The 19,021-nt window shown below is 70.0% G+C and carries 18 protein-coding genes and 1 pseudogene; 10 read left to right on the top strand and 9 right to left on the bottom strand.

Annotated elements, in window-relative coordinates; all coding sequences use genetic code 11:
- Positions 1–17 precede the first annotated feature (17 nt).
- Positions 18–176: a DUF1328 domain-containing protein gene (locus BEN78_06860; protein ASR43146.1), complete on the bottom strand. Its 159-nt coding sequence runs from the start codon at positions 174–176 to the stop codon at positions 18–20.
- A gap of 56 nt (positions 177–232) precedes the next feature.
- Positions 233–1,252, bottom strand: coding sequence for a 3-beta hydroxysteroid dehydrogenase (locus tag BEN78_06855; protein ASR43145.1), 1,020 nt, complete (start codon positions 1,250–1,252; stop codon positions 233–235).
- 170 nt (positions 1,253–1,422) lie between these two features.
- Between BEN78_06855 and BEN78_06850 the strand changes: the two are divergent.
- A pseudogene (locus BEN78_06850) lies at positions 1,423–2,528 on the top strand (serine hydrolase).
- Here the strand turns inward: BEN78_06850 and BEN78_06845 are convergent.
- Together BEN78_06845 and BEN78_06840 are read right to left on the bottom strand one after the other, a co-directional pair.
- Complete coding sequence (locus BEN78_06845; GenBank protein ASR43144.1) at positions 2,512–4,092, bottom strand: transcriptional regulator; 1,581 nt, start codon at positions 4,090–4,092, stop codon at positions 2,512–2,514. The pseudogene BEN78_06850 and the gene BEN78_06845 sit on opposite strands and share 17 nt — an antisense overlap.
- Positions 4,085–5,752, bottom strand: a complete 1,668-nt coding sequence (locus tag BEN78_06840; protein ASR43143.1) for a peptide synthase — start codon at positions 5,750–5,752, stop codon at positions 4,085–4,087. Before BEN78_06840 ends, BEN78_06845 begins: the two co-directional genes overlap by 8 nt.
- A gap of 85 nt (positions 5,753–5,837) precedes the next feature.
- Here BEN78_06840 and BEN78_06835 point away from each other — a divergent pair, with 85 nt between their 5' ends.
- The 6 genes from BEN78_06835 (at position 5,838) to BEN78_06810 (ending at position 9,412) form a co-directional block, all read left to right on the top strand.
- Positions 5,838–6,269 (top strand): hypothetical protein, encoded by a 432-nt coding sequence (locus tag BEN78_06835; GenBank protein ASR44967.1) that lies wholly within the window; start codon positions 5,838–5,840, stop codon positions 6,267–6,269.
- A 100-nt stretch (positions 6,270–6,369) separates the two neighbouring features.
- On the top strand, positions 6,370–6,807 hold the full coding sequence (locus tag BEN78_06830) for a hypothetical protein (GenBank protein ASR43142.1): 438 nt from the start codon (positions 6,370–6,372) through the stop codon (positions 6,805–6,807).
- Between the two features lie 71 nt (positions 6,808–6,878).
- Positions 6,879–7,409 (top strand): protein-export chaperone SecB, encoded by a 531-nt coding sequence (locus BEN78_06825; protein ASR43141.1) that lies wholly within the window; start codon positions 6,879–6,881, stop codon positions 7,407–7,409.
- 2 nt (positions 7,410–7,411) lie between these two features.
- On the top strand, positions 7,412–8,434 hold the full coding sequence (locus BEN78_06820; GenBank protein ID ASR43140.1) for a glycerol-3-phosphate dehydrogenase: 1,023 nt from the start codon (positions 7,412–7,414) through the stop codon (positions 8,432–8,434).
- Between the two features lie 238 nt (positions 8,435–8,672).
- Positions 8,673–9,098 carry a hypothetical protein gene (locus BEN78_06815; GenBank protein ASR43139.1) on the top strand — a complete coding sequence of 142 codons (426 nt, stop codon included), beginning with the start codon at positions 8,673–8,675 and terminating at the stop codon, positions 9,096–9,098.
- 23 nt (positions 9,099–9,121) lie between these two features.
- The gene (locus BEN78_06810; protein ASR43138.1) at positions 9,122–9,412 is read left to right on the top strand and encodes a hypothetical protein; all 291 of its coding nucleotides are present in this window, start codon (positions 9,122–9,124) and stop codon (positions 9,410–9,412) included.
- A 485-nt stretch (positions 9,413–9,897) separates the two neighbouring features.
- Here the strand turns inward: BEN78_06810 and BEN78_06805 are convergent, their stop codons facing one another.
- The 3 genes from BEN78_06805 to BEN78_06795 all read right to left on the bottom strand — a co-directional run bounded on the left by BEN78_06805 (position 9,898) and on the right by BEN78_06795 (position 11,943).
- A complete protein-coding gene (locus BEN78_06805; protein ASR43137.1) occupies positions 9,898–10,476 on the bottom strand; it encodes a hypothetical protein in 579 nt (192 codons plus the stop codon).
- Positions 10,477–10,728: 252 nt separating this feature from the next.
- Positions 10,729–11,193, bottom strand: coding sequence for a tRNA (uridine(34)/cytosine(34)/5-carboxymethylaminomethyluridine(34)-2'-O)-methyltransferase TrmL (locus tag BEN78_06800; protein ID ASR43136.1), 465 nt, complete (start codon positions 11,191–11,193; stop codon positions 10,729–10,731).
- Between the two features lie 45 nt (positions 11,194–11,238).
- Entirely contained in the window at positions 11,239–11,943 is a 705-nt protein-coding gene (locus BEN78_06795) for a short-chain dehydrogenase (GenBank protein ID ASR43135.1), read from the bottom strand.
- A gap of 189 nt (positions 11,944–12,132) precedes the next feature.
- Between BEN78_06795 and BEN78_06790 the strand changes: the two genes are divergently transcribed.
- The 3 genes from BEN78_06790 (at position 12,133) to BEN78_06780 (ending at position 16,568) form a co-directional block, all read left to right on the top strand.
- Positions 12,133–15,006, top strand: a complete 2,874-nt coding sequence (locus BEN78_06790; GenBank protein ID ASR43134.1) for a peptidase M16 — start codon at positions 12,133–12,135, stop codon at positions 15,004–15,006.
- Between the two features lie 77 nt (positions 15,007–15,083).
- The gene (locus BEN78_06785) at positions 15,084–15,395 is read left to right on the top strand and encodes a hypothetical protein (protein ID ASR43133.1); all 312 of its coding nucleotides are present in this window, start codon (positions 15,084–15,086) and stop codon (positions 15,393–15,395) included.
- A 156-nt stretch (positions 15,396–15,551) separates the two neighbouring features.
- Complete coding sequence (locus tag BEN78_06780) at positions 15,552–16,568, top strand: 3-oxoacyl-ACP synthase III (GenBank protein ID ASR43132.1); 1,017 nt, start codon at positions 15,552–15,554, stop codon at positions 16,566–16,568.
- An 87-nt stretch (positions 16,569–16,655) separates the two neighbouring features.
- Here BEN78_06780 and BEN78_06775 read toward each other — a convergent pair whose 3' ends face one another.
- Positions 16,656–18,374: a hypothetical protein gene (locus tag BEN78_06775; GenBank protein ID ASR43131.1), complete on the bottom strand. Its 1,719-nt coding sequence runs from the start codon at positions 18,372–18,374 to the stop codon at positions 16,656–16,658.
- Positions 18,371–18,958: a hypothetical protein gene (locus BEN78_06770; GenBank protein ASR43130.1), complete on the bottom strand. Its 588-nt coding sequence runs from the start codon at positions 18,956–18,958 to the stop codon at positions 18,371–18,373. Before BEN78_06770 ends, BEN78_06775 begins: the two co-directional genes overlap by 4 nt.
- Positions 18,959–19,021 lie beyond the last annotated feature (63 nt).

Below are 19,021 nucleotides of genomic sequence, written 5' to 3'. Positions count from 1 at the left end.
ACGGTGCGGTCGGGGCGTCAGACCCCTCGTCCACGCAGCATCGAGATCACGGCCAGGATCAGGAAGACCACGAACAGGATCCAGGCGATATTGGTGGCGGCACCGGCCACGCCGCTGAAGCCGAGAACACCGGCGATGATGGCGACGACGAGGAAGATGACGGCATATCTGAGCATGGTGGTCTCCTGGTGGGATTCGGCCAGTAGCGGCTGCGGGGTCACCGTATGCCCGCTCAGGTCGCGATCAGGTGATGGCGCGCCTGCGCTTGCAGCGAATCTTTCAGCAGGATGAGTCCATCGTGAAGGGACACCGCGGGCCGGTAGCCGAAGTCCCGCGTCGCCGGCGCCATGTCGTACCAGTGACTGGTGCTCAGCTGCTCGGCCAGGAAACGGGTCATCGGTGGCTCGCCGGACAGGCGCAGCAGCGGCCACAGCGTTTCGCACACCGCGCCGGCCGCATAGGCCGCGCGGAACGGAATCGTCTTGCGCACCGGCGGCGCACCGGCGGCCTCGAGCAGCGCGTTGATGATCCAGCGCACGGTGGTCGGCTCGCCATTGCTGATGAAGTACGCGCGTCCGGCGCAGGCCGCACCCGGCGCCAGATGCGCGAAGGCGTCGAAGTGCGCCTGCGCGGCGTTGTCGATGTAGGTGGTGTCGATGCGATTCTCGCCGTCGCCGACGAAGCGCAGCCGGCCGGCGCGGGCCCGCTCGACCAGGCGCGGCAACAGTTGCTGATCGCCCGGCCCCCAGATCAGCCGCGGCCGCAGCGCGACCGTGGCGAGGTCCGGACCGTTGGCCGCCAGTACGGCGCGCTCGGCGATCGCCTTGGTCGCCGCGTACGGTGCCTTGAACCCCTCACCGTAGGGCACGGTGTCGGCCGTGCCGCCCTCGACCGGATGCGTGGCGCGATGGGTGACGCTCGGTGTGGAGGTGTAGATCAGCCGGCCGATACCCTGCGCCCGACAGGCGTCGAGCACGTGTTGGGTACCGACGACGTTGGCCTGGTGGTAGCTGTCGTAGGGCCCCCACGCACCGGCCTTGGCGGCGTTGTGGAAAATCGCGTCCATGCCGGCGGCCGCCGCGCGCACGGCGGCGCGGTCGGCGAGATCGCCGCGAATCTGGCGCACGCCCAGCGCCTCGAGTTCGGGATAGTGACCGCGATTGAAGCTGGCGACCGTGTGGCCGCGCGCGACCAGGCCGCGGCACAGCGCCTGCCCGAGGAAGCCGCCACCACCGGTGACCAGGATCTGCATGTCGCGCTCCACGCTTGAGGAGCGCACACGATAGCGGGCGCCTGCCGGGCTGGCGACGCAGCTGCGCGCAAACACTTGATCGGCAAGCCCTTCAGAAACCTTCATCCCACGACCGGGCACTTCATCCGCCGCTCTGGTGGGCTGGCCGCTCCCCGACCGGAGTGCCGACGATGTCCATCCTGCCGCGCCTGCTTCTGCTGGCCGTCCTCGCCGGTCCGCTGTCCACCGCCATCGCCTCGCCCCCGGCGCTGGACGACGGCTGGCCAGTTGCCGACCCCGCCCGGCTGGGCTGGAACGCCGCAAAGCTCGCGGCGCTCGATGCCGCGATCCAAGCAGGGGCGGCGCCCGACACCACCAGCGTGCTGGTCGTCCACCGCGGCGCGTTGATCCATGAGGCCTACTTCGACGGCGCCGAGCGCGCCACGCTGCACGACACCCGCTCGCTGACCAAGAGCGTGACCGCGCTCCTGGTGGGCGCGGCGCTCGACCGCGGCCTGATCGCCGACGTCCGAGCCCCGGTGCTGGGCTTCTTCCCAACCGCCGGCCGGCCCATCCCGGCGCGTTCAAGGATGCGACGACCGTCGAGGACCTGCTGACGATGAGCGCGCAATGGGAGTGCGACGACAACAACACGTTCTCCAGCGGCCACGAAGAACGCATGTACGTGAGCGCGGACTGGACCGGTTTTGCGCTCGACCTGCCCGAGCGCGGCTACGCGCCGTGGCAGGCGCGGCCGGCCGACAGTCCGTACGGGCGGGCCTTCGCCTACTGCACCGCCAACAGCCTGCTGCTGGGCGCGATCGTCGAGCGCGCCAGTGGCCTGCCGCTGGCCGACTTTGCGCGCGAGGCGCTGGAGCGCCCGCTGGGCATCGCGGAGGCGGCCTGGAAACGCGCGCCCGAGGGCGCCGGCATGGGCGGCGGCGGCACCGGATACCGCAGCCGGGATCTCGCCCGCCTCGGCCAGTTGCTCGCCGATGGCGGACGCTGGCAAGGCCGCCGCGTGCTGTCGGCGGCGTGGATCGACGCGATGCTGCAACCGCGCGCACGCACGCCCTTCGACGCCGACTACGGCTACCAGCTGTGGCGCTTCGATGTCGCCGCGGGCGCGCGGCGGTGGCAGGCCTGGACGATGTCGGGCAATGGCGGCAACGCGGTCTTCGTCATCCCCGAAGAGCAGTTGGTCGTGGTCGTGACCCGGACCCACTACAACCGGCCGGGCATGCACACGCAGACCCGGGCCTTGCTGTCGGACTACGTGCTCAGCGCGCTGCCGTGACCGCGACCGCGTCGGCCGGCAGGCGCCCGGCGGCGCGAACGCGCGCCCGCTCCTGTCCGATGCCGGCATTGATCCGCGCCAGCACTGCGGCGAAGCCCGGCTCGCCGCGCAGGTCGGCGAACAGCGGCGAGACCCGCAGGTAGTCCGCATCGCGGTGGCCCGCCGTGACCGCGGCGCCCAGCGCCTCGAGCGCCGCGGCGCGATCGCCGGCCATCGAAGCCAACAGCGCAGCATCGAGTCCATCCAGCGAATCGCCACCGGCCGCCAGCCCTGTGCGCAGCGCGGCGCTGCGTGCGCGCAGTGCCGGCGCCGCGGGCCGCGGCTCGGCCCCGACGATCCAGGCGACCGTCGCCGGCAGGCTCGCGTGCGGCTTGAGCGCACGCGCGCGCTGCGCCGCGTGCCGTGCGCCATCGAGATCGCCGCGCTGCAAGGCCAGCTCGGCGGCCAGCAGCTGCAGGCCGGCGTGGTCGGTGCCGCGCGACAAGGCTTCGTCCAGTGCCGCCTGCGCCTCGACCTCGCGCCCGTGGCGGTGCAGGAAGCTCGGCCAGGCAAGGTTGGAGAACACGTTGTCGGGGTAGAGCTGGAAACTGCGGCGGTAGCGTCCTTCGGCCGCGTCGGCATAGCCGAGCAGGTCGAGGTCGGCGGCGATCTGCAGTGCCAGGAACCGCGCGTCCTCGGGACGGTGCACGGCCAGGTTGGCCGCCAGCGCATCGGCCAGCCGGCCCTGGCGCGCGTACAGGTAGGCGGCCGACGCCCGCGCGGCATCGTCGTCGGGGTCCAGCGCCACCGCGCGTTCGTAGCCGGCCAGCGCCGTGGCGACCTCGCCCCGGCAGTCGTAGGCATAGGCCCGTGCGGCATGCGCGGCCGCCAGGCGCGGCTGGCGCGCGAGCACGTGTTCGGCGAGCGCCTGCGCGCGGTCGGCATCGGCGGGCTCGCCGCCATACAGGCACAGTCGCGCGGCATGCGCACGGGCCAGGCCCAGCGCGGCCTGCACGTCGTCGGGCGCTTCGTGCAGGCGCTGGCGGTACAGCGCGAGCGCACGCGCGTTGTTCTCGCGCTGACCGATGCCGGCGTAGTAGTCGGCACGCTGCAGCAGCGGCGATAAGGATGGCGCGGCCGGCCTCGGCCACGACCACCAGCCGATCGCGGCGATCACCGGCAGCAGCGCCAGCACCGCGCCGGCGACGAGCCGCCTGCCGCGGACGCCGGACACACGCAGCGCATCGTCGGGATGTGGCGGGCTGCACAGCTGATAGCCGCAGCCGCGCACCGAGCGCAGGTAACGCGCCCGTCGCCCGTCGTCGCCCAGCGCCTGGCGCAGCAGGCGCACACGCTGGGTGACCGTGTCCTCGCCGACCAGCGCCGGCGCCCAGACCTGTGCGATCAGTTCGTCGAAGCCGACGACCCGCGTGCCCTGCCTCAACAGATAGTGCAGCAGGCGGAAGCTGAGCCCGGCCACTTCCAGCACCTGGCCGTCGTCGCGCACCACTCGCTGCCGGGCCACGTCGATGCGCAGATCGTCGAGACGATAGTGCGCAGGCGACGCGGCGGCGGGCTCAGACACGGGCGGCGGCCCAGGCGGCCAGCGTCTCGCGGCCGATCTTGGCGTTGTGGCGGATATCGACCGGGAAGCGCGGGTGGAACAGCACGGTCGCGATGCCGGCGGTGTGCACAAAGCCGGCACCGATGTGGCGTAGTTCATCGGCGATGCGCGCGTGCTCGGCCTTGCCCACGCCCGCTCGCGGCTCGACGCACAGCACCGGGGTCTGGCGGCCGGCGGGGCCCACGCCGACCAGGGCGGTGCGTGCGACATCGGGATGGACGTTGAACACCGGCTCGACTTGCTCGGTGCACAGCGTGCCGCTGGCGGTGACGACGCGATGGCCCTTGCGGCCGCAGAACCACAACCGGCCCTCGCTGTCGAAATAGCCCAGGTCGCCCATGCGGTGGACGATGCGCGTGCTGCCGTCGGGCCGCGTCTCGCCGATCTTCGCCAGCCGGGTCTGCGCCTCACGGCCGAAGTAACTGTCGGTTGCCGTGGGACCGGCAACGGTGATCTCACCGATCTGCCCGCGCGGCACTTCCAACGCGTCCGACCAGGTGGCGATCTGGGCATCATCGACACCGATGATGCGCACCTCGTTGGGCGGCACCGGCCGGCCGACGCAGGTGCCGGCGCCCTGCTCGGTGCGGCTGCGCAGTGCCAACAATTCGCGGCCCTCGACGACGGCGACAGGCAGGCATTCGGTGGCGCCATACGGTGTCCACAGCGAGGCTTCGGGCGGCAGCAGCGCGAGCATCGTCGCCACGATATCCGGCGGCACCGGTGCGCCGGCCGAGGTCACCCGGCGCACGCCCGGCAGCGGCGCGCCGTGCGTGGCGAGCACCCGCATCAGTGCAGGCGAGCCGAACAACTGGTCGACGCCAAAGCGCGCGATCGCGGCGTGTAGCTTGTGCGGGTCGGCACGCGCCGGCCGGGTCGGGTCCATGTCCGGGACGATCGAGGTCAGCCCCAGCGCCGGATCGAACAGCGCGAACGGCGGGAACGTCGGCAGGTCGACGCCACCAGGCGGGATGCCGAACGCGTCGCGCAGCATCGCGATCTGCGCGACGAAATGGCGGTGCCGGTAGACCACGCCCTTGGGCACGCCGGTCGAGCCGCTGGTGAACAGGATCGCGGCGACCTCGTCGGCGGCCGTCGCCGCCAGCTGCGGCCCGGCACCCGCGCCGGCGCGCTCGACCTGCGCCAGGGTCGCGTCGGCCAGCATCGCGCGGCGGCCGGTGGTGATGCGGATCTTCGCCGAACGCGCCCAGCCCAGCAGCACGCGCGCGACCTGCGCCAGTGGAATGCCGATGAAGGCCTGCGCCTGCGCTTCGTCCAGGCACTGCCGCAGGGCGCGCCGGTCGATGCCCGGATCGACCAGCACCGGCACCGCGCCGGCCTTGAACAGCGCGAACATCAGCAGGAAGAACTCGGGACTGGGCCGCACCATCAGCACCGTGCGGGTGCCGCGGACGATGCCGCGCGCGGCCAGGCCCGCGGCGATCGCGTCGCTGCGCGCATCGAGCGCGGCGTAGCTGAGCGCATGCGCATCGCGGTAGCGCCCGTCCGGGCCGGGACAGCGCAGTGCGATCTGGGTGGGGCGTTCGCACGCCAGACGCGGCAACGCGGCCGCGATGTTGACCGCCTCGACGGCGGGGCTGGGGGCATCAGGATGCGTCATCGGCGACAGGATACCGGCGTGCCGGACCCGGCCGGCAGGCGTTGCCGCTACGATGCGCCAACGCCCGTTGCCCTGGACACTGCCGATGCGTGCCATCCGCTGCTCCTCCCTGCCGCTGCTGGTCCTGCTCACCGCCCTGGCGTTGACGATCGGCGGCTGCGCCAGCAGCGGCAAGCAACGCAGCGCACTGGAGCGGGTGCACAACGCCTGGGCGAGCGCAATGCGCTGGAACGACATCGAGGGCGCCTGGCAGTTGGTCGACCCGGAGGTGCGCGCCGAGCGGCCGATGGGCGAGCTGGCGTTCGCTCGCTACGGGCAGTTGCAGGTCACCGGCTACCGCACCCTCGGCGGCCAGGCCGGGCAGGACGAGGCCCTGCGCGAAGTCGAGATCCGGGTGGTCAACCGGCACTCGATGGCCGAACGTACGCTGCGCCATACCGAACGCTGGCGCTGGGACCCGGACGCCGGCACCTGGTGGAACGTCAGCGGCCTGCCGGATTTCTGGGAAGGCGAATAGCCGGCCCGGGCCGCCGCCCAGCCCCCGGTCGGGGCCCCGGGTGGTGCGCCCGGCGCGGTGTGCGACAATCGCCGCCCGCTGACGCTGCGCGAATCGTGTCGTGAACTTCGAAGAACTGCTGGCCTTCCTGGGCCGAAACCAGATGTTGTCGCTGATCCTCGCCGTGCTGACGGTGGCGATCGTCTTCAATGAGATCTCGCGGCTGTTCCGCGGCTTCAAGGCCCTGCGCCCGGCCGAGCTGACCGCGCTTGTGAACCGCGACAACGCGCTGGTCGTCGATCTGCGCCCGAGCGCCGACTTCGGCAAGGGCCATATCCCCGGCGCCAAGAACGTGCAGATGAGCCAGTTCGACCCGGAGAGCAAGCAGCTCGCCGCGGCCAAGGCGCTGCCGGTCGTGCTGGTGTGCAAGACCGGCAGCACCGCCGGCGACGCTGCCAAGCGGCTGAAGAAGGCCGGGTTCCAGAACGTCTACGTGCTCGACGGCGGCATCGCCGGCTGGCAGCAGGCCGATCTGCCGCTGGTCAAGGGCCGCGGCTGACGGCCGACCGTCCTTCGCGGGTGCCATAATCGGCGATCCGCCTCATCCCCATCATCGCTGGAGTCGATCCCATGTCCGAAGAACAGGCCAACAACGGCGCCAACGGCGCAGCGCCGGAACAGCCGGCCGGCGCGCAGTTCAGCGTCGAGAAGATCTACGTCAAGGACGTCTCGTTCGAGTCGCCCAAGGCCCCGCAGATCTTCAACGAGCAGGCCCAGCCGCAGCTCAACATGAACCTCAACCAGAGCGTGCAGCGCGTGGGCGACAACGCCTATGAAGTCGTGCTGGCGATCACCCTGACCTGCACGATCGGCGAAGACGACAACAACACCGTCTATGTCGCCGAGGTCAAGCAGGCCGGCGTCTTCGGTCTGGCCGGGTTCGACAGCGGCACGCTCGACGCGCTGCTGGGCACGCAGTGCCCGAACGTGCTCTACCCCTACGCGCGTCAGCTGATCGGCGACCTGATCCAGGCCGGCGGCTTCCCGCCCTTCCTGCTGCAGCCGATCAACTTCGACGCGCTGTACGCCGAGGGTCTGCGCCAGCGCGGCAACCAGCAGGCCGCCGGCCAGCCGACCACCGACCAGATCGGCAACGCCTGAGCGTGACCGATCGCGCGACTGCCGTCGCGGTGCTGGGCGCGGGCTCCTGGGGCACCGCGCTCGCCTCGCTGATCGCCCGCAACGGCCACCCCACCACGCTGTGGGGCCGGGACGCGGCGACGGTCGAGGCGATCGACCAGCGCCATGAGAACCCGCGCTACCTGCCCGGCATTCCGTTGCCGGAGCGGTTGCGTGCGACCACCGATCTGGCACGTGCGCTCGATGGCGCCGGGCTGATCCTGGTCGTGGTGCCTTCGCATGCATTCCGCGAGACGCTGGCCGAGCTGGCGCCGCTGCGGGCGCCCGGCGTCGGCATCTCGTGGGCGACCAAGGGTTTCGAACCCGGCTCGGGCCGGTTCCTGCACGAGGTCGCTGGCGAGTTGGTCGGCGACGATGTGCCACTGGCCGTGGTCACCGGGCCGTCGTTCGCCAAAGAAGTCGCGTCCGGGCTGCCGACTGCGGTGACGGTGCAGTCCGAGGACGAGGATTTCGCCCGCATCGTCGCCGATGTGCTGCACGGGCCGAGCTTCCGCGCCTACACCGGCACCGATATGCGCGGTGCCGAGCTCGGCGGTGCGATGAAGAACGTGCTGGCGGTCGCCACCGGTGCGGCCGACGGCATGGAACTGGGCCTCAACGCCCGCACCGGCCTGATCACCCGTGGCCTCAACGAGATGCTGCGCTTGAACCGCGCGATCGGGGGTCGCCCGGAGACGCTGATGGGGCTAGCTGGCCTGGGCGATCTGGTGCTGACGTGTTCGGGCGATCTGTCGCGCAATCGTCGACTGGGCCTGGCCCTGGGCCGGGGCGAACGGCTCGAGGATGCGGTGCGCGCGATCGGCCAGGTGGTCGAGTCGGTGCAGACGGCCGATGAGGTCATGCGGCTGGCAAACCGCCACGAGATCGAGTTGCCGATCTCGAGCAACGTCCAGGCCGTGCTGCACGGCGAGATCAGCCCTGCCGAGGGGCTCGCCCGGCTGATGGCCCGCGAGCGCAAGCCCGAGTACACCGGCGCGCTGTTCTAGGCGGCGTTGCCGCCGGGCGAAAATGCACGGCGATGCCCCCATCTGCGATGCTGGGCCCGCAACCCCGGTCACGATCGGATGACGGTGCGGGCATCGTGCCGGACCCGATAGCGATCGCGCCTGCCTTCGGATCCCAGCCGCGATCTTCAGGAGCGCCGAGATCGAAACGCGTGTGCCCCTGAGCGAAGACGAAAGGCGCGCAATCCCTCGCAGCACCGACGCAAGGGGCGCCGTGTGCATGGTCGGCCTTGCGATCGCCGCAGTGCTTGCCGCCTGCTTCTTCGTGCTGTCGCTGGACTGGACCGACTACGTCTTCATCTTGGGGCTCATCGCACTCGGGGTTCTCGTGCTCGTGGCGATCATCAGCGTCATGAACGCCGACATGCGGCGCGATCTCAAGGCAGGGCAGAAGGCCGTGATCACGGGCACTGTGGAAGCGCGCGTGCTGACCCATATCGAGCAGCTTGCAGTCCACAGCGTCCGAATACGGGAGCCGCAGGGCACCCGCCACGTGTTCGCGATCCACGAAGCGATCTACGCAAGGCTGCAGGTCGACGAGGACGTGGAAGTGAGTTGTCTGCCCCACTCGCGGATGCTCCTGAGCCTGCGCACGCGCCATGTGCGATGGTCGCTGCAGGACGACGCCAGACGGTCGGCCGGATGATGCCCACCCCGCCCTCCCGGGCCATGACGTGGTACTACGGCGCCAGCCTGGCGCTCAGCGTGCTTGCGCTGTCGGTCTGGGCAGGCTGGTTGCTGCACTACCAGCCGCCGCGTGCTGTCGATGGCAGTGGCCCCGACCCGGTCGGCCTGCTGCTGTTCTTCGGCGCCTGGCCCCTGGGCCTGTTGCTGGTGCACTCGGCGCTGCTGGCCTGGCGCCTGCAGCGGCGACGCCCTGCAACGATTCTCGCCGGTCGGCACGGGCTGGCGATCCATGCCGTGCTGATCTGCATCTTCATCGCCTGCCTGCTGCGCTGAGCGACATCTCGGGCTGGCGACCACGCCCGATCTGCCATGACGCCCTGCCACGTGCAGCGGTCTCGAGCGCAAGGCAAACCCGCCACACGACGGGGCGAGGCCACCGCACATTCACGTGGACTGCTCCCCATCCAACGGGATTCGGCACGGCTTGGCCCGCCCGATCCGGGCGAGCGCTCCGCCTGGCGCACCAAAACCGGGTCAGAGTGCAATTTCGCGAGGCGAAATTGCACTCTGACCCCGGTTTTGATTTAGACCCGCCTTTGCGACGTTTGTACCCGACTTCGGACAGACGCAAACATCAGCTGCTGGGATGTGGGCAATCCCTGGCCAGGGCGCCGCGCCCCCGGACGAGCACCTCGACGCGCCCGCGGACTTCGACACGAACCAAAAAAAACCCGGCCGTTTCCGGCCGGGTCGGTGCAGCATCCAGTAGGGGAGAGGGGACGCGCCAGGGGGGGCGCGGACCGGATGCTGCGGGGGACTTACCAGCTCAGCCGAGGACCGACGAACCACTGCACGTCGCCGCCCTTGATGAGCTTGACGTCGCCGGCGACGCCGAAGTTGGGGTTGAACTTCCACTGCGCGCCGAGACGGCCGTAGAACTCGCTGTCGATGCCGCGCCCGTAGTGCTCGTAACCAGCCAACGCATAACCTTCGAGCGCCGGCAGCAGCGCGCTGCGCGCGCCCACCTCGACCGCGTAGCCGCTGGCGTCAATGCCCTGACCGAAGTCGATGCTCTGGTAGGCCACGCGGGTCAGCAGATCGGTGCGGTCCGACAGTTCGTGGTTGTAGCCGATCCCCAATCGCCACTGGTCACGATCGCGATGGACGTTGTCGATGCTTTCGCGGGTGTAGTCACCAAAGGCATGGAAATTGGGATGGAACGCGGCGGCGCCGCGGATCGACCAGCCGTCGGAATCGACGTCGCGGTTGATCGGGGCGATGTCGGACTTGCTGGCCGAATAGCCGCCTTCGACGTAGTTGTAGGACAGGCCCTGGGCCGCGTTCGCGGCAAACGGAAGGACGGCGGCGAGGGCCGCGATCGGCAGGATGCGCTTCATGGGGACAACTCTCTCTCTTTGAATCGGAACAACGGAACACCGGTCTTGCTTGTTATGGGTCTTATCGGTCTTGCGCGATGCGCTGACGCATCGAAAGGGGCGGCCCGGGTGGCGGGGAGGGGATGGCGCTTCGAGGGGGAGGGGAAGCACGACCACCCGGGCCGTGATACGCATCTTCGGCCCGAGCGCTGAAATCCCGGCTGAATATTGAACTTCCCAGTACAGGAACTTTTGCCGCTGCATTCAGTCCCGTCATGCCCCGCCGTCGAAGCCCTGCTGCCGCCAGGCCTCGAAGACCACCACTGCCACCGCGTTCGACAGATTGAGACTGCGGTTGCCCGGTCGCATCGGCAACCGCAACCGCCGGCCATCGGGCATGGACGCGAGCACGGCGTCCGGCAAGCCCCGGGTCTCGCTGCCGAACAGGAAGGCGTCGCCCGGTGCGAACGCCGGCGTGTCATAGCGCACCGCGTTGCGGGTGCTCAGCGCGAACAGTCGAGTCGGCACGATCGCCGCCAGCGCCGCGTCCAGGGTGTCGTGCACCTGCAAAGAGGCGTACTCGTGGTAGTCGAGCCCGGCGCGTCGCAGGTTGCGATCGTCGAGGTCGAAGCCCAGCGGGCGCACCAGATGCAGACGCGCACCGGTGTTGGCGCACAGGCGGATCACATTGCCGGTATTGGGGGGAATCTCGGGGGTGTGCAGGATGACGTCGAACATGGGTCGAGCCGGGAGCGCGGGCGGCCATTGTCCGCGCTCGGGCCGTCACCAGGGCAAACGCGCGCCGGTCCAGTCGAGGAACTGGCCGCTGTCGTCGGCCGACAGGCGCTCAATGACCCGCAGCAGCCCTGCCACCGACTCGTCCGGCGCCTCGCTCGCCTGGCCGCCGCCCATGTCGGTGCGGACCCAGCCGGGGTGCAGCGCCACGACGACCACGCCGCGCTCGCGCAGCGCATGCGCCAGCTGCACCGTCGCCATGTTCAGTGCAGCCTTGCTGATCGCATAGCTGGGTGTGCCGAAGCGGGTGGTACCGCCGATCGAGCCCAGTTGCGAAGACAGATTCGCCACGCAGGCGCCGCCGGCCAGCCACGGCGCCAGCGCCTGGGTCAGCAGCAGCGGGGCGATCGCGTTCGTACGCAGGCTGTGCTCGAGGGTGTCGCCGTCCAGATGTCCGAAACGCTCGCCGCCATGCAGGACACCGGCGTTGTTGATCAGCAGGTCGATGCGACCGCCCTTGCCGATCGCCAGCGGCAGCTCGCGTACCAGTTCGGCGCGCGAACGCGGGTCGATCGCATCGAGCGGCAGGACCTTGAGGTGGCCGGGGTGTTCACCGGCGAGTGCGTTGAGCGCTGTCGCGCGCCCGGGCTGCCGGCAGGTCGCAACGACCGGTGCGCCGGCCGCCAGCCGCTGACGCACGAACTCCAGGCCCAGGCCGCGATTCGCGCCGGTGACCAACGTCCACTCGGGCATGACGGCAGACTCCAACAGGGCAGTGTCCCCACACTAGCCCGCCGGCGATGAGGGCGAAGTCGTCGCGGCCGGGGCGATCGGCGCATGCGCGGCCGCCGGGCATGACCTGCGACCCGTGCCAGCACGCGGGCGTGTGGCTAGGATGGGCGCATCGTCCGCCCCGTGCGGCCCGTTGCTCAGGAATTGCGCATGTCCGTCGGTCTCGCCCGTCCCGCCTCCTTCCGTCCCCGCCGCGCCCTGTTGGCGCTGGCCACCGGCCTCGCCCTGGTCGGTGCCGGTCTCGCACCGTCGGTCATGGCGCAAGCGCCCGCCTCGGCCGCCGTGGGCGTCGACATCCCCTTTGAGAGCTTCACCCTGCCCAATGGGCTGCGCGTGGTGGTCCACACCGACCGCAAGGCGCCGATCGTCGCGGTCAACATCTGGTACCACGTCGGCAGCAAGGACGAGCCGGCTGGCCGCAGCGGCTTTGCGCACCTGTTCGAGCACTTGATGTTCCAGGGCAGCGAGAATCACCACGGCGAATTCTTCGAACCCTTCAAGCAGGTCGGTGTGACCGACCAGAACGGCACCACCAACACCGACCGCACGAACTACTTCCAGAACGTGCCGACCACGGCGCTGGACATGGCGCTGTGGATGGAATCCGACCGCATGGGCCATCTGCTCGGTGCGATCGACCAGGCCGCGCTCGATGAGCAGCGCGGCGTGGTGCAGAACGAGAAGCGCCAGGGCGAGAATCAGCCCTATGGCCAGGTGTGGGACAAGCTCACCCGCGCGCTCTATCCCAAAGGCCACCCTTACCACCACGGCGTGATCGGCTCGATGAACGATCTCGACGCGGCTTCGCTCGACGACGTCAAGCAGTGGTTCCGCACCTGGTACGGCCCCAACAACGCGGTGCTGGTGCTGGCCGGCGACATCGACGTGGCGACGGCCAAGGAGAAGGTCGCGCGCTACTTCGGCGACATCCCCGCTGGCCCGACGATGGCCCAGCCGCAGGTGGATGTGGCCCGGCGCACCGCCGACACCCGCGAGACCATGGAGGACAAGGTGCCGCAGGTGCGGATCTACCGCGCGTGGAACGTCGCCGAACTCGGTACCGCCGACCTCGACCATCTGCAGGTGCTGGCCAGCGTGCTCGGCGGCACAAAGGCCTCGCGCCTCGACAAGCGCCTGCTGCACGACGACCGGCTGGTCGACAATATCAGCGCCGGGGCCTATGGCTCGCAACTGGGCTCGAACTTCATCGTCATGGCGACCGTCAAGCAGGGCGTGGACCCGGCGAAGGTGGAAGCGGCGATCGAAGAGGAACTGCAGCGCCTGATCGCCCAGGGCCCCACGGCCGATGAACTCGAGCGCGCCAAGACCTCGTTCCGCGCCGGGTTCGTGCGCGGCATCGAGCGCATCGGCGGATTCGGCGGCAAGGCCGACGCGCTGGCCGAATGCACCGTCTACGACGGCGACCCGGGCTGTTTCCGCGAAGCGCTGGCGAACGTGGCCGCGACCACCATCGATGACGTCAAGGCGGCCGGCGCGAAGTGGCTCGATGTCGGCAGCCACACCATCACCGTGGTGCCGGGCGCACGCACGCCGCTGGCCGAGGAACCGGCGGTCACACCGGCCCCGTTCACGCCGCCGATGCCCGATCCCAAGTACCGCACCACGCGCACGGATGTCGACCGCAGCCAGGGCGTGCCCCGGACCACGTCGTTCCCGGAACTGAAGTTCCCCGAGCAGCAGCGCGCGACGCTCGCCAACGGCACGCAGGTGATCCTCGCCCGCCGCCCGGAGATCCCGGTGGTGCAGCTGAGCTACGAGTTCGGCGGCGGCTACACCGCCGACCAGGGGCGCACGCCGGGCACTGCGAGCTTCACGATGAGCGTGCTCGACGAAGGCGCCGGCGGCCTGGGTGCGCTGGACTTCGCCGACCGCGTCGAATCGCTGGGCGCCAGCCTGGGCGCTGGCGCTTCGCTCGACGGCAGCAACGCCTACGTGTCCGCGCTCAAGGAAAACCTCGACGCGTCGTTGGCGCTGTTCGCGGACATGGTCCGTCGGCCGAACTTCGAGCCCAAGGAGATCGAGCGCATCCGCGCCAGTTGGATCGCCGGCATCGGCCAGGAGAAGGCACGGCCGTCGAGCGTGGCGATGCGGGTGCTGCCGCCGCTGGTCTACGGCGCCGGCCATCCCTATGCGATCCCGTTCACCGGCAGCGGCGACGAGGCCTCGATCGCCAAGCTCACGCGCGAGGACCTGGTGGCCTTCCATCGCGACTGGGTGCGCCCGGAGGGCGCGACGCTGATCGTGGTCGGCGACACCACGCTTGAGGAGATCGTGCCGCTGCTGGAGAAGCACTTCGGCGACTGGCGCGGTGCCGGGGCCGCGCCCGCTCCGATCACCGTGCCCGAGGTCGCCCGTCCGAGCGCGCCGCGGGTGTTCCTGATCGACCAGCCGGGCGCGGTGCAGGCCAACATCTTTGCAGCCCAGGTGATCCCGCCGACCAACGACCCGGCCGCCACCCGCTTCGACATGCTCAACACCGTCGTCGGCGGCGACTTCACCGCGCGCTTGAACATGAACCTGCGCGAGGAGAAACACTGGTCGTACGGCGCACGCAGTTCGGCGACCGGCACGCTGGGCCAGCGCCCCTGGATGGCCTCGGCCCCGGTGCAGATCGACAAGACCGCCGAGGCGATGGCCGAGATCCAGCGCGAGCTGGCCGAGGTCGCCGACGGCGAGCGCCCGCCCACCGAAGCCGAGCTCGCACGCGCCAAGGCGATCCAGACCCTGAGCCTGCCTGGCGCCTATGAAACGGCGTGGTCGGTGATGTCGACGATCGGCGGCAACCTGCGCTTCGGCCGTCCGGACGACTACGTCTTCCAGCGCAAGGCCGAAATCGAGGCGATGACCGTGACCGACCTGGCCGGGGTGGCGCGCACGGTCGACCCCTCGGCGTTGACCTGGGTGGTGGTGGGCGACCTGTCGAAGATCGAGGCGCCGGTCCGCGCACTCGGGCTGGGCGAGGTCCAGGTGCTCGACGCCGACGGCAAGCCAGTGGCTCGGTGAGCGCATTGATCGCGCGTCCGCGCCAAGCCCGCCACAATGGCGGGCACCGCGCCCTTCCCCGAACGTCCGGAGTCTCCATGCGCAAGTCCCTGTTGGTCCTGCTGTTGTCTGTGTCCGCCACCGGCTGTACCTGGGTGCACATGGCGCCCGGCGCGAGCGCGGTGCGTGTGGTCAACGCGGCGCCGGGCAACTGCGAGAAGCGCGGCGAGGTCGAGGTCTCGGTCAAGCACAGCATCGCGTTCGTGGAGCGCAACGCGCTGCGCGTGCGCGAGGAGCTCGAGACGCTGGCGCGCAACGAGGCGCCGGGCCTGGCGGCCGACACCATCAGTCCGCTTGGCGAGCCGGTTGCCGGCAGCCAGCGTTTTGCCGCCTGGCGCTGCGGACGCTGAACGCGGCACCAGCCTCTGCGGACCGGCCGCAGGGAGGAGACGTTGCCGGGCCATTCCTCGAATAGGCGGGCGGCCTACAGCGCGCCCGCAACATGCGTCGCCCCGGCGAAGCGGTTACCCTATGCGGCTCCCTTTGCCAGATCCGGCGCCCAGCCCATGCTTTTTGAAAACGTCGCCATCGCCGGCCTCGCCCATGTCGATGCGCCGCACCGTCTGTCCAGCGACGACATCAACGCCCGGCTGAAGCCGACCCTCGACCGCCTCGGCATCAAGACCGACGTCCTCAAGGACATCGCCGGCATCCATGCCCGCCACCTGTGGGACGACGAGACGCTCGCGTCCGACGCGGCGACACTGGCCGGACGCAAGGCGCTCGACGATGCCGGCATCGAGGCCACGCAGCTGGGGCTGCTGGTCAACACCTCGGTCAGCCGCGACTTCCTCGAGCCGTCCACGGCGAGCATCGTCGGCGGCAACCTCGGCATCGGCGACACCTGCCAGAACTACGACCTGGCCAATGCCTGCCTGGCGTTCGTCAACGGCATGGATGTCGCCAGCCGCATGATCGAGCTGGGCGAGATCGACTACGCGCTGATCGTCGACGGCGAGACCGCCAACCTCGCCTATGAGAAGACCATGGAGCGTCTGCTGCACCCTGACGCGACCGAAGAGGACTTCCGCAACGAGCTGGCCACGCTGACGCTGGGCTGCGGCTCGGCGGCGATGGTGCTCGCGCGCGCGGATCTGGTGCCCGACGCGCCGCGCTACAAGGGCGGCGTGACCCGCTCGGCGACCGAGTGGAACACCCTGTGCCGCGGCAACCTCGACCGCATGGTCACCGACACCCGCATGCTGCTGCTCGAAGGCATGAAGCTGGCGCAGAAGACCTTCATCGCCGCGCGCGAGGCGCTGGGCTGGGTCGTCGACGAGCTCGACGAGTTCGTGATCCACCAGGTCAGCAAGGTCCACACCGCATCGTTCGTGCAGGCGTTCGGCATCGACCCGAAGAAGGTCCACACGATCTTCGGCGAGCACGGCAACATCGGACCGGCCTCGGTGCCGATCGTGCTCAGCAAGCTGCGCGAGATGGGCCGCCTGAAGAAGGGCAACCGGGTCGCCCTGCTGGGCATCGGTTCGGGCCTGAACTGCTCGATGGCCGAGGTGGTCTGGTAACCATCGACCTGGCGTCCCGCGCAGCACGCGGGCGCCTGGCACGCCCTTTATCGTCGCGGACCGGCATTGCCGGCCCGCGACGGCGCATCAGTCCTCGGTCGCGTGGGCCGGCCCGATCAGCGATTGCAGTTCGGCCTCCAGGCCATTGATCCGCGCCGACAGCTGCGCCGCTTCCTGCGGGCTGACGTGCACCAGACCGTCGAGCAGTTCGGACATCTGCATCAGCCGGGTGCGCTGCTCGCGCACGTCCATGCGTGCGCGATGCGCGCGCAGGTCGCCGACCTCGGCGTGCAGCACGCTGTGCCGGTAGCGCTCGCGGAGCGTCACCTGCAAGCGACCGACGATCCGGCGATCGGCATCCGACCACGGCACGCCGAGGCCGCGCACCGTCTCATGCCAGGCGGTGAAGCTCGCCCGCGGGCCGATCCGGTCGCCGTCCTCGTCGATCAGGAACGGCTCGTCCGGACGACCGGCCCAGCGCACGTCCTGGACTTCTTCGCAGCGGAAGAAGAACAGCCATTCCTCGCGCCCCGGGTCGAGCGGCAACGCCAGCACGCCGGCGATGCCGTCGGCTTCGTCCGGGTCGCGGCTCCAATCGGCAGCGGCATCCGTGCTCACCAGACCGGTGCCCGCATCGTTGCGCTGGATCCAGTCCAGCAGGCCCGGCACCTGGCCCTGGCCGGGCGTACGCCCGGCGCTGTGCCAATGCCCGTCCTGCAACAAGCCGACGCCGTCGCAATCGACCGCGCGCGCCAGCAGGTCGAGCTCGGTGGCCAGCGCGAGCCGCGGATCGATCGCATTGTCGAGCCGCAGGGCCAGGGTCTCGCGCACACCACGTGCGCTTTCCTCCAGTGCCAGCGCCCGCTGCTGCTCGCGTGCAGCCACGCGCATCGAGACGAACAATCCGAACAGATCGGCGGCCGCGCGCACGCCCGGCGGCACCCGCCGCACCGTGCGGTGATGGCAGGCGATCAGGCCCCACAGGCGGCCGGCAGACACGATCGAGATCGACATCGACGCGACCACGCCCATGTTGGCGAGGTATTCCAGATGCACCGGTGAGACGCTGCGCAACGCCATCTGCGCCAGGTCCAGCGGCGCCCCGCGTCCGTCGCGATCGGGCAGGATCGGCACCGGCACGTAAGTCGCATCGGGGATCACGCGGATTCGGTTGCGCAGGTACAGCGTGCGCGCCTGTACCGGGATGTCGGACGCGGGATAGCGCAGACCCAGATAGGACGTCAGTGCCGAATCGCGCGATTCGGCGATCACCTCGCCCGAATCGTCATGGCGGAAGCGGTAGACCATCACCCGGTCATAGCCGGTCAACAGGCGCACCTGCTCGGCGACCCGCTGATGAAAGTCGACGATATCGTCGCTGCCGGCCACGCGCGCGATCATCGCCTGCGCGACCACGGTCGGCGAGCGCTCAGCCGCGCTGCGCGGCTGCGGCTCGATCTCAAGATGCACGAGTCCGTCGACGACGTGCACGCTGACGTCGCACAGATGCGCCATCGGGCCGATGTTGCCCACCGCCGCGCGCTGCGGCGGCGCGCCGGATTCGCCAAAGCCGATGGTCTCGGCCACCGCCTGGATCAGGTCGTCGGTCAAGAACTCCCGCAGCGTATGCCGCAGCATGTCCTCCGGGCCCACGCCCATCAGCGATTCGATGTTGGCCGAGACATGATGGATGGTCCAATCGGGCAGGTGGCAACTGATGAGATACCCGTGCGGCTGGATCGCCCCGGACAGGTGGATCGGTTCGTTGGCACAGACCTGCAGCGCGCGCTCGAGGGCGGTGTTCATGGGGCGGACTCCTGAGCGGCGGCCGGGTGAGTTTGAAAACTGCGTTCGAAACAATCTTGCACCTGGGTGAACGCATCGCAGGCGCCACGCTGCAGCCGCGCCATCAGCGCGCCGTCTTCCGGCGCGCAGGTCGCAAGGCGCTCGAGTACGCGGGCCCAACCGCCATCGGCAGCATGCCGGGTGAGGAACCGCGCGCCGGCCGCCTCGTCATGACCAAGCGCGAGCGCGTGCCGCAACAGATAGCGGGCACCGACGCTGCTGCCGGCCATCACGTACTCCCAGCCCAGGCGCTCGTCGGCATTGGCGACTGGCGTACAGACGCCACCGGGCGGCAACGGCGCCAAGCCGAGCGTCTGCAGATCGCAGGCGAGCCAGAACGACTGGCGCGGCAAGGTGCCGACGGCAATCTCGTGGTCGGCCGCAAAGCGATGCATGCCGACCAGGTAACGCGCGTAATCGTCCGCGGTCCGCAGCCCGTCGGCGAAAAAGGCGTCCACACGCGCGTGCAGATGCCGCGTCTGGCGACGCAGGAATTGCCTGGCATCGACCCGTGGATCGGCCGGCTGGTGCACGCTCGCATTCATCGAAAAAAGCATACCGACCCGCATCGTTGCCTTCTGTTAGATTCCGACATTGCGCGCAGATCG

Origin of the sequence: Xanthomonas citri pv. mangiferaeindicae, assembly GCA_002240395.1 — a bacterium.
Taxonomy (GTDB): Bacteria; Pseudomonadota; Gammaproteobacteria; order Xanthomonadales; family Xanthomonadaceae; genus Luteimonas; species Luteimonas citri_A.
This window is presented reverse-complemented; position numbering and strand designations above follow the sequence as displayed.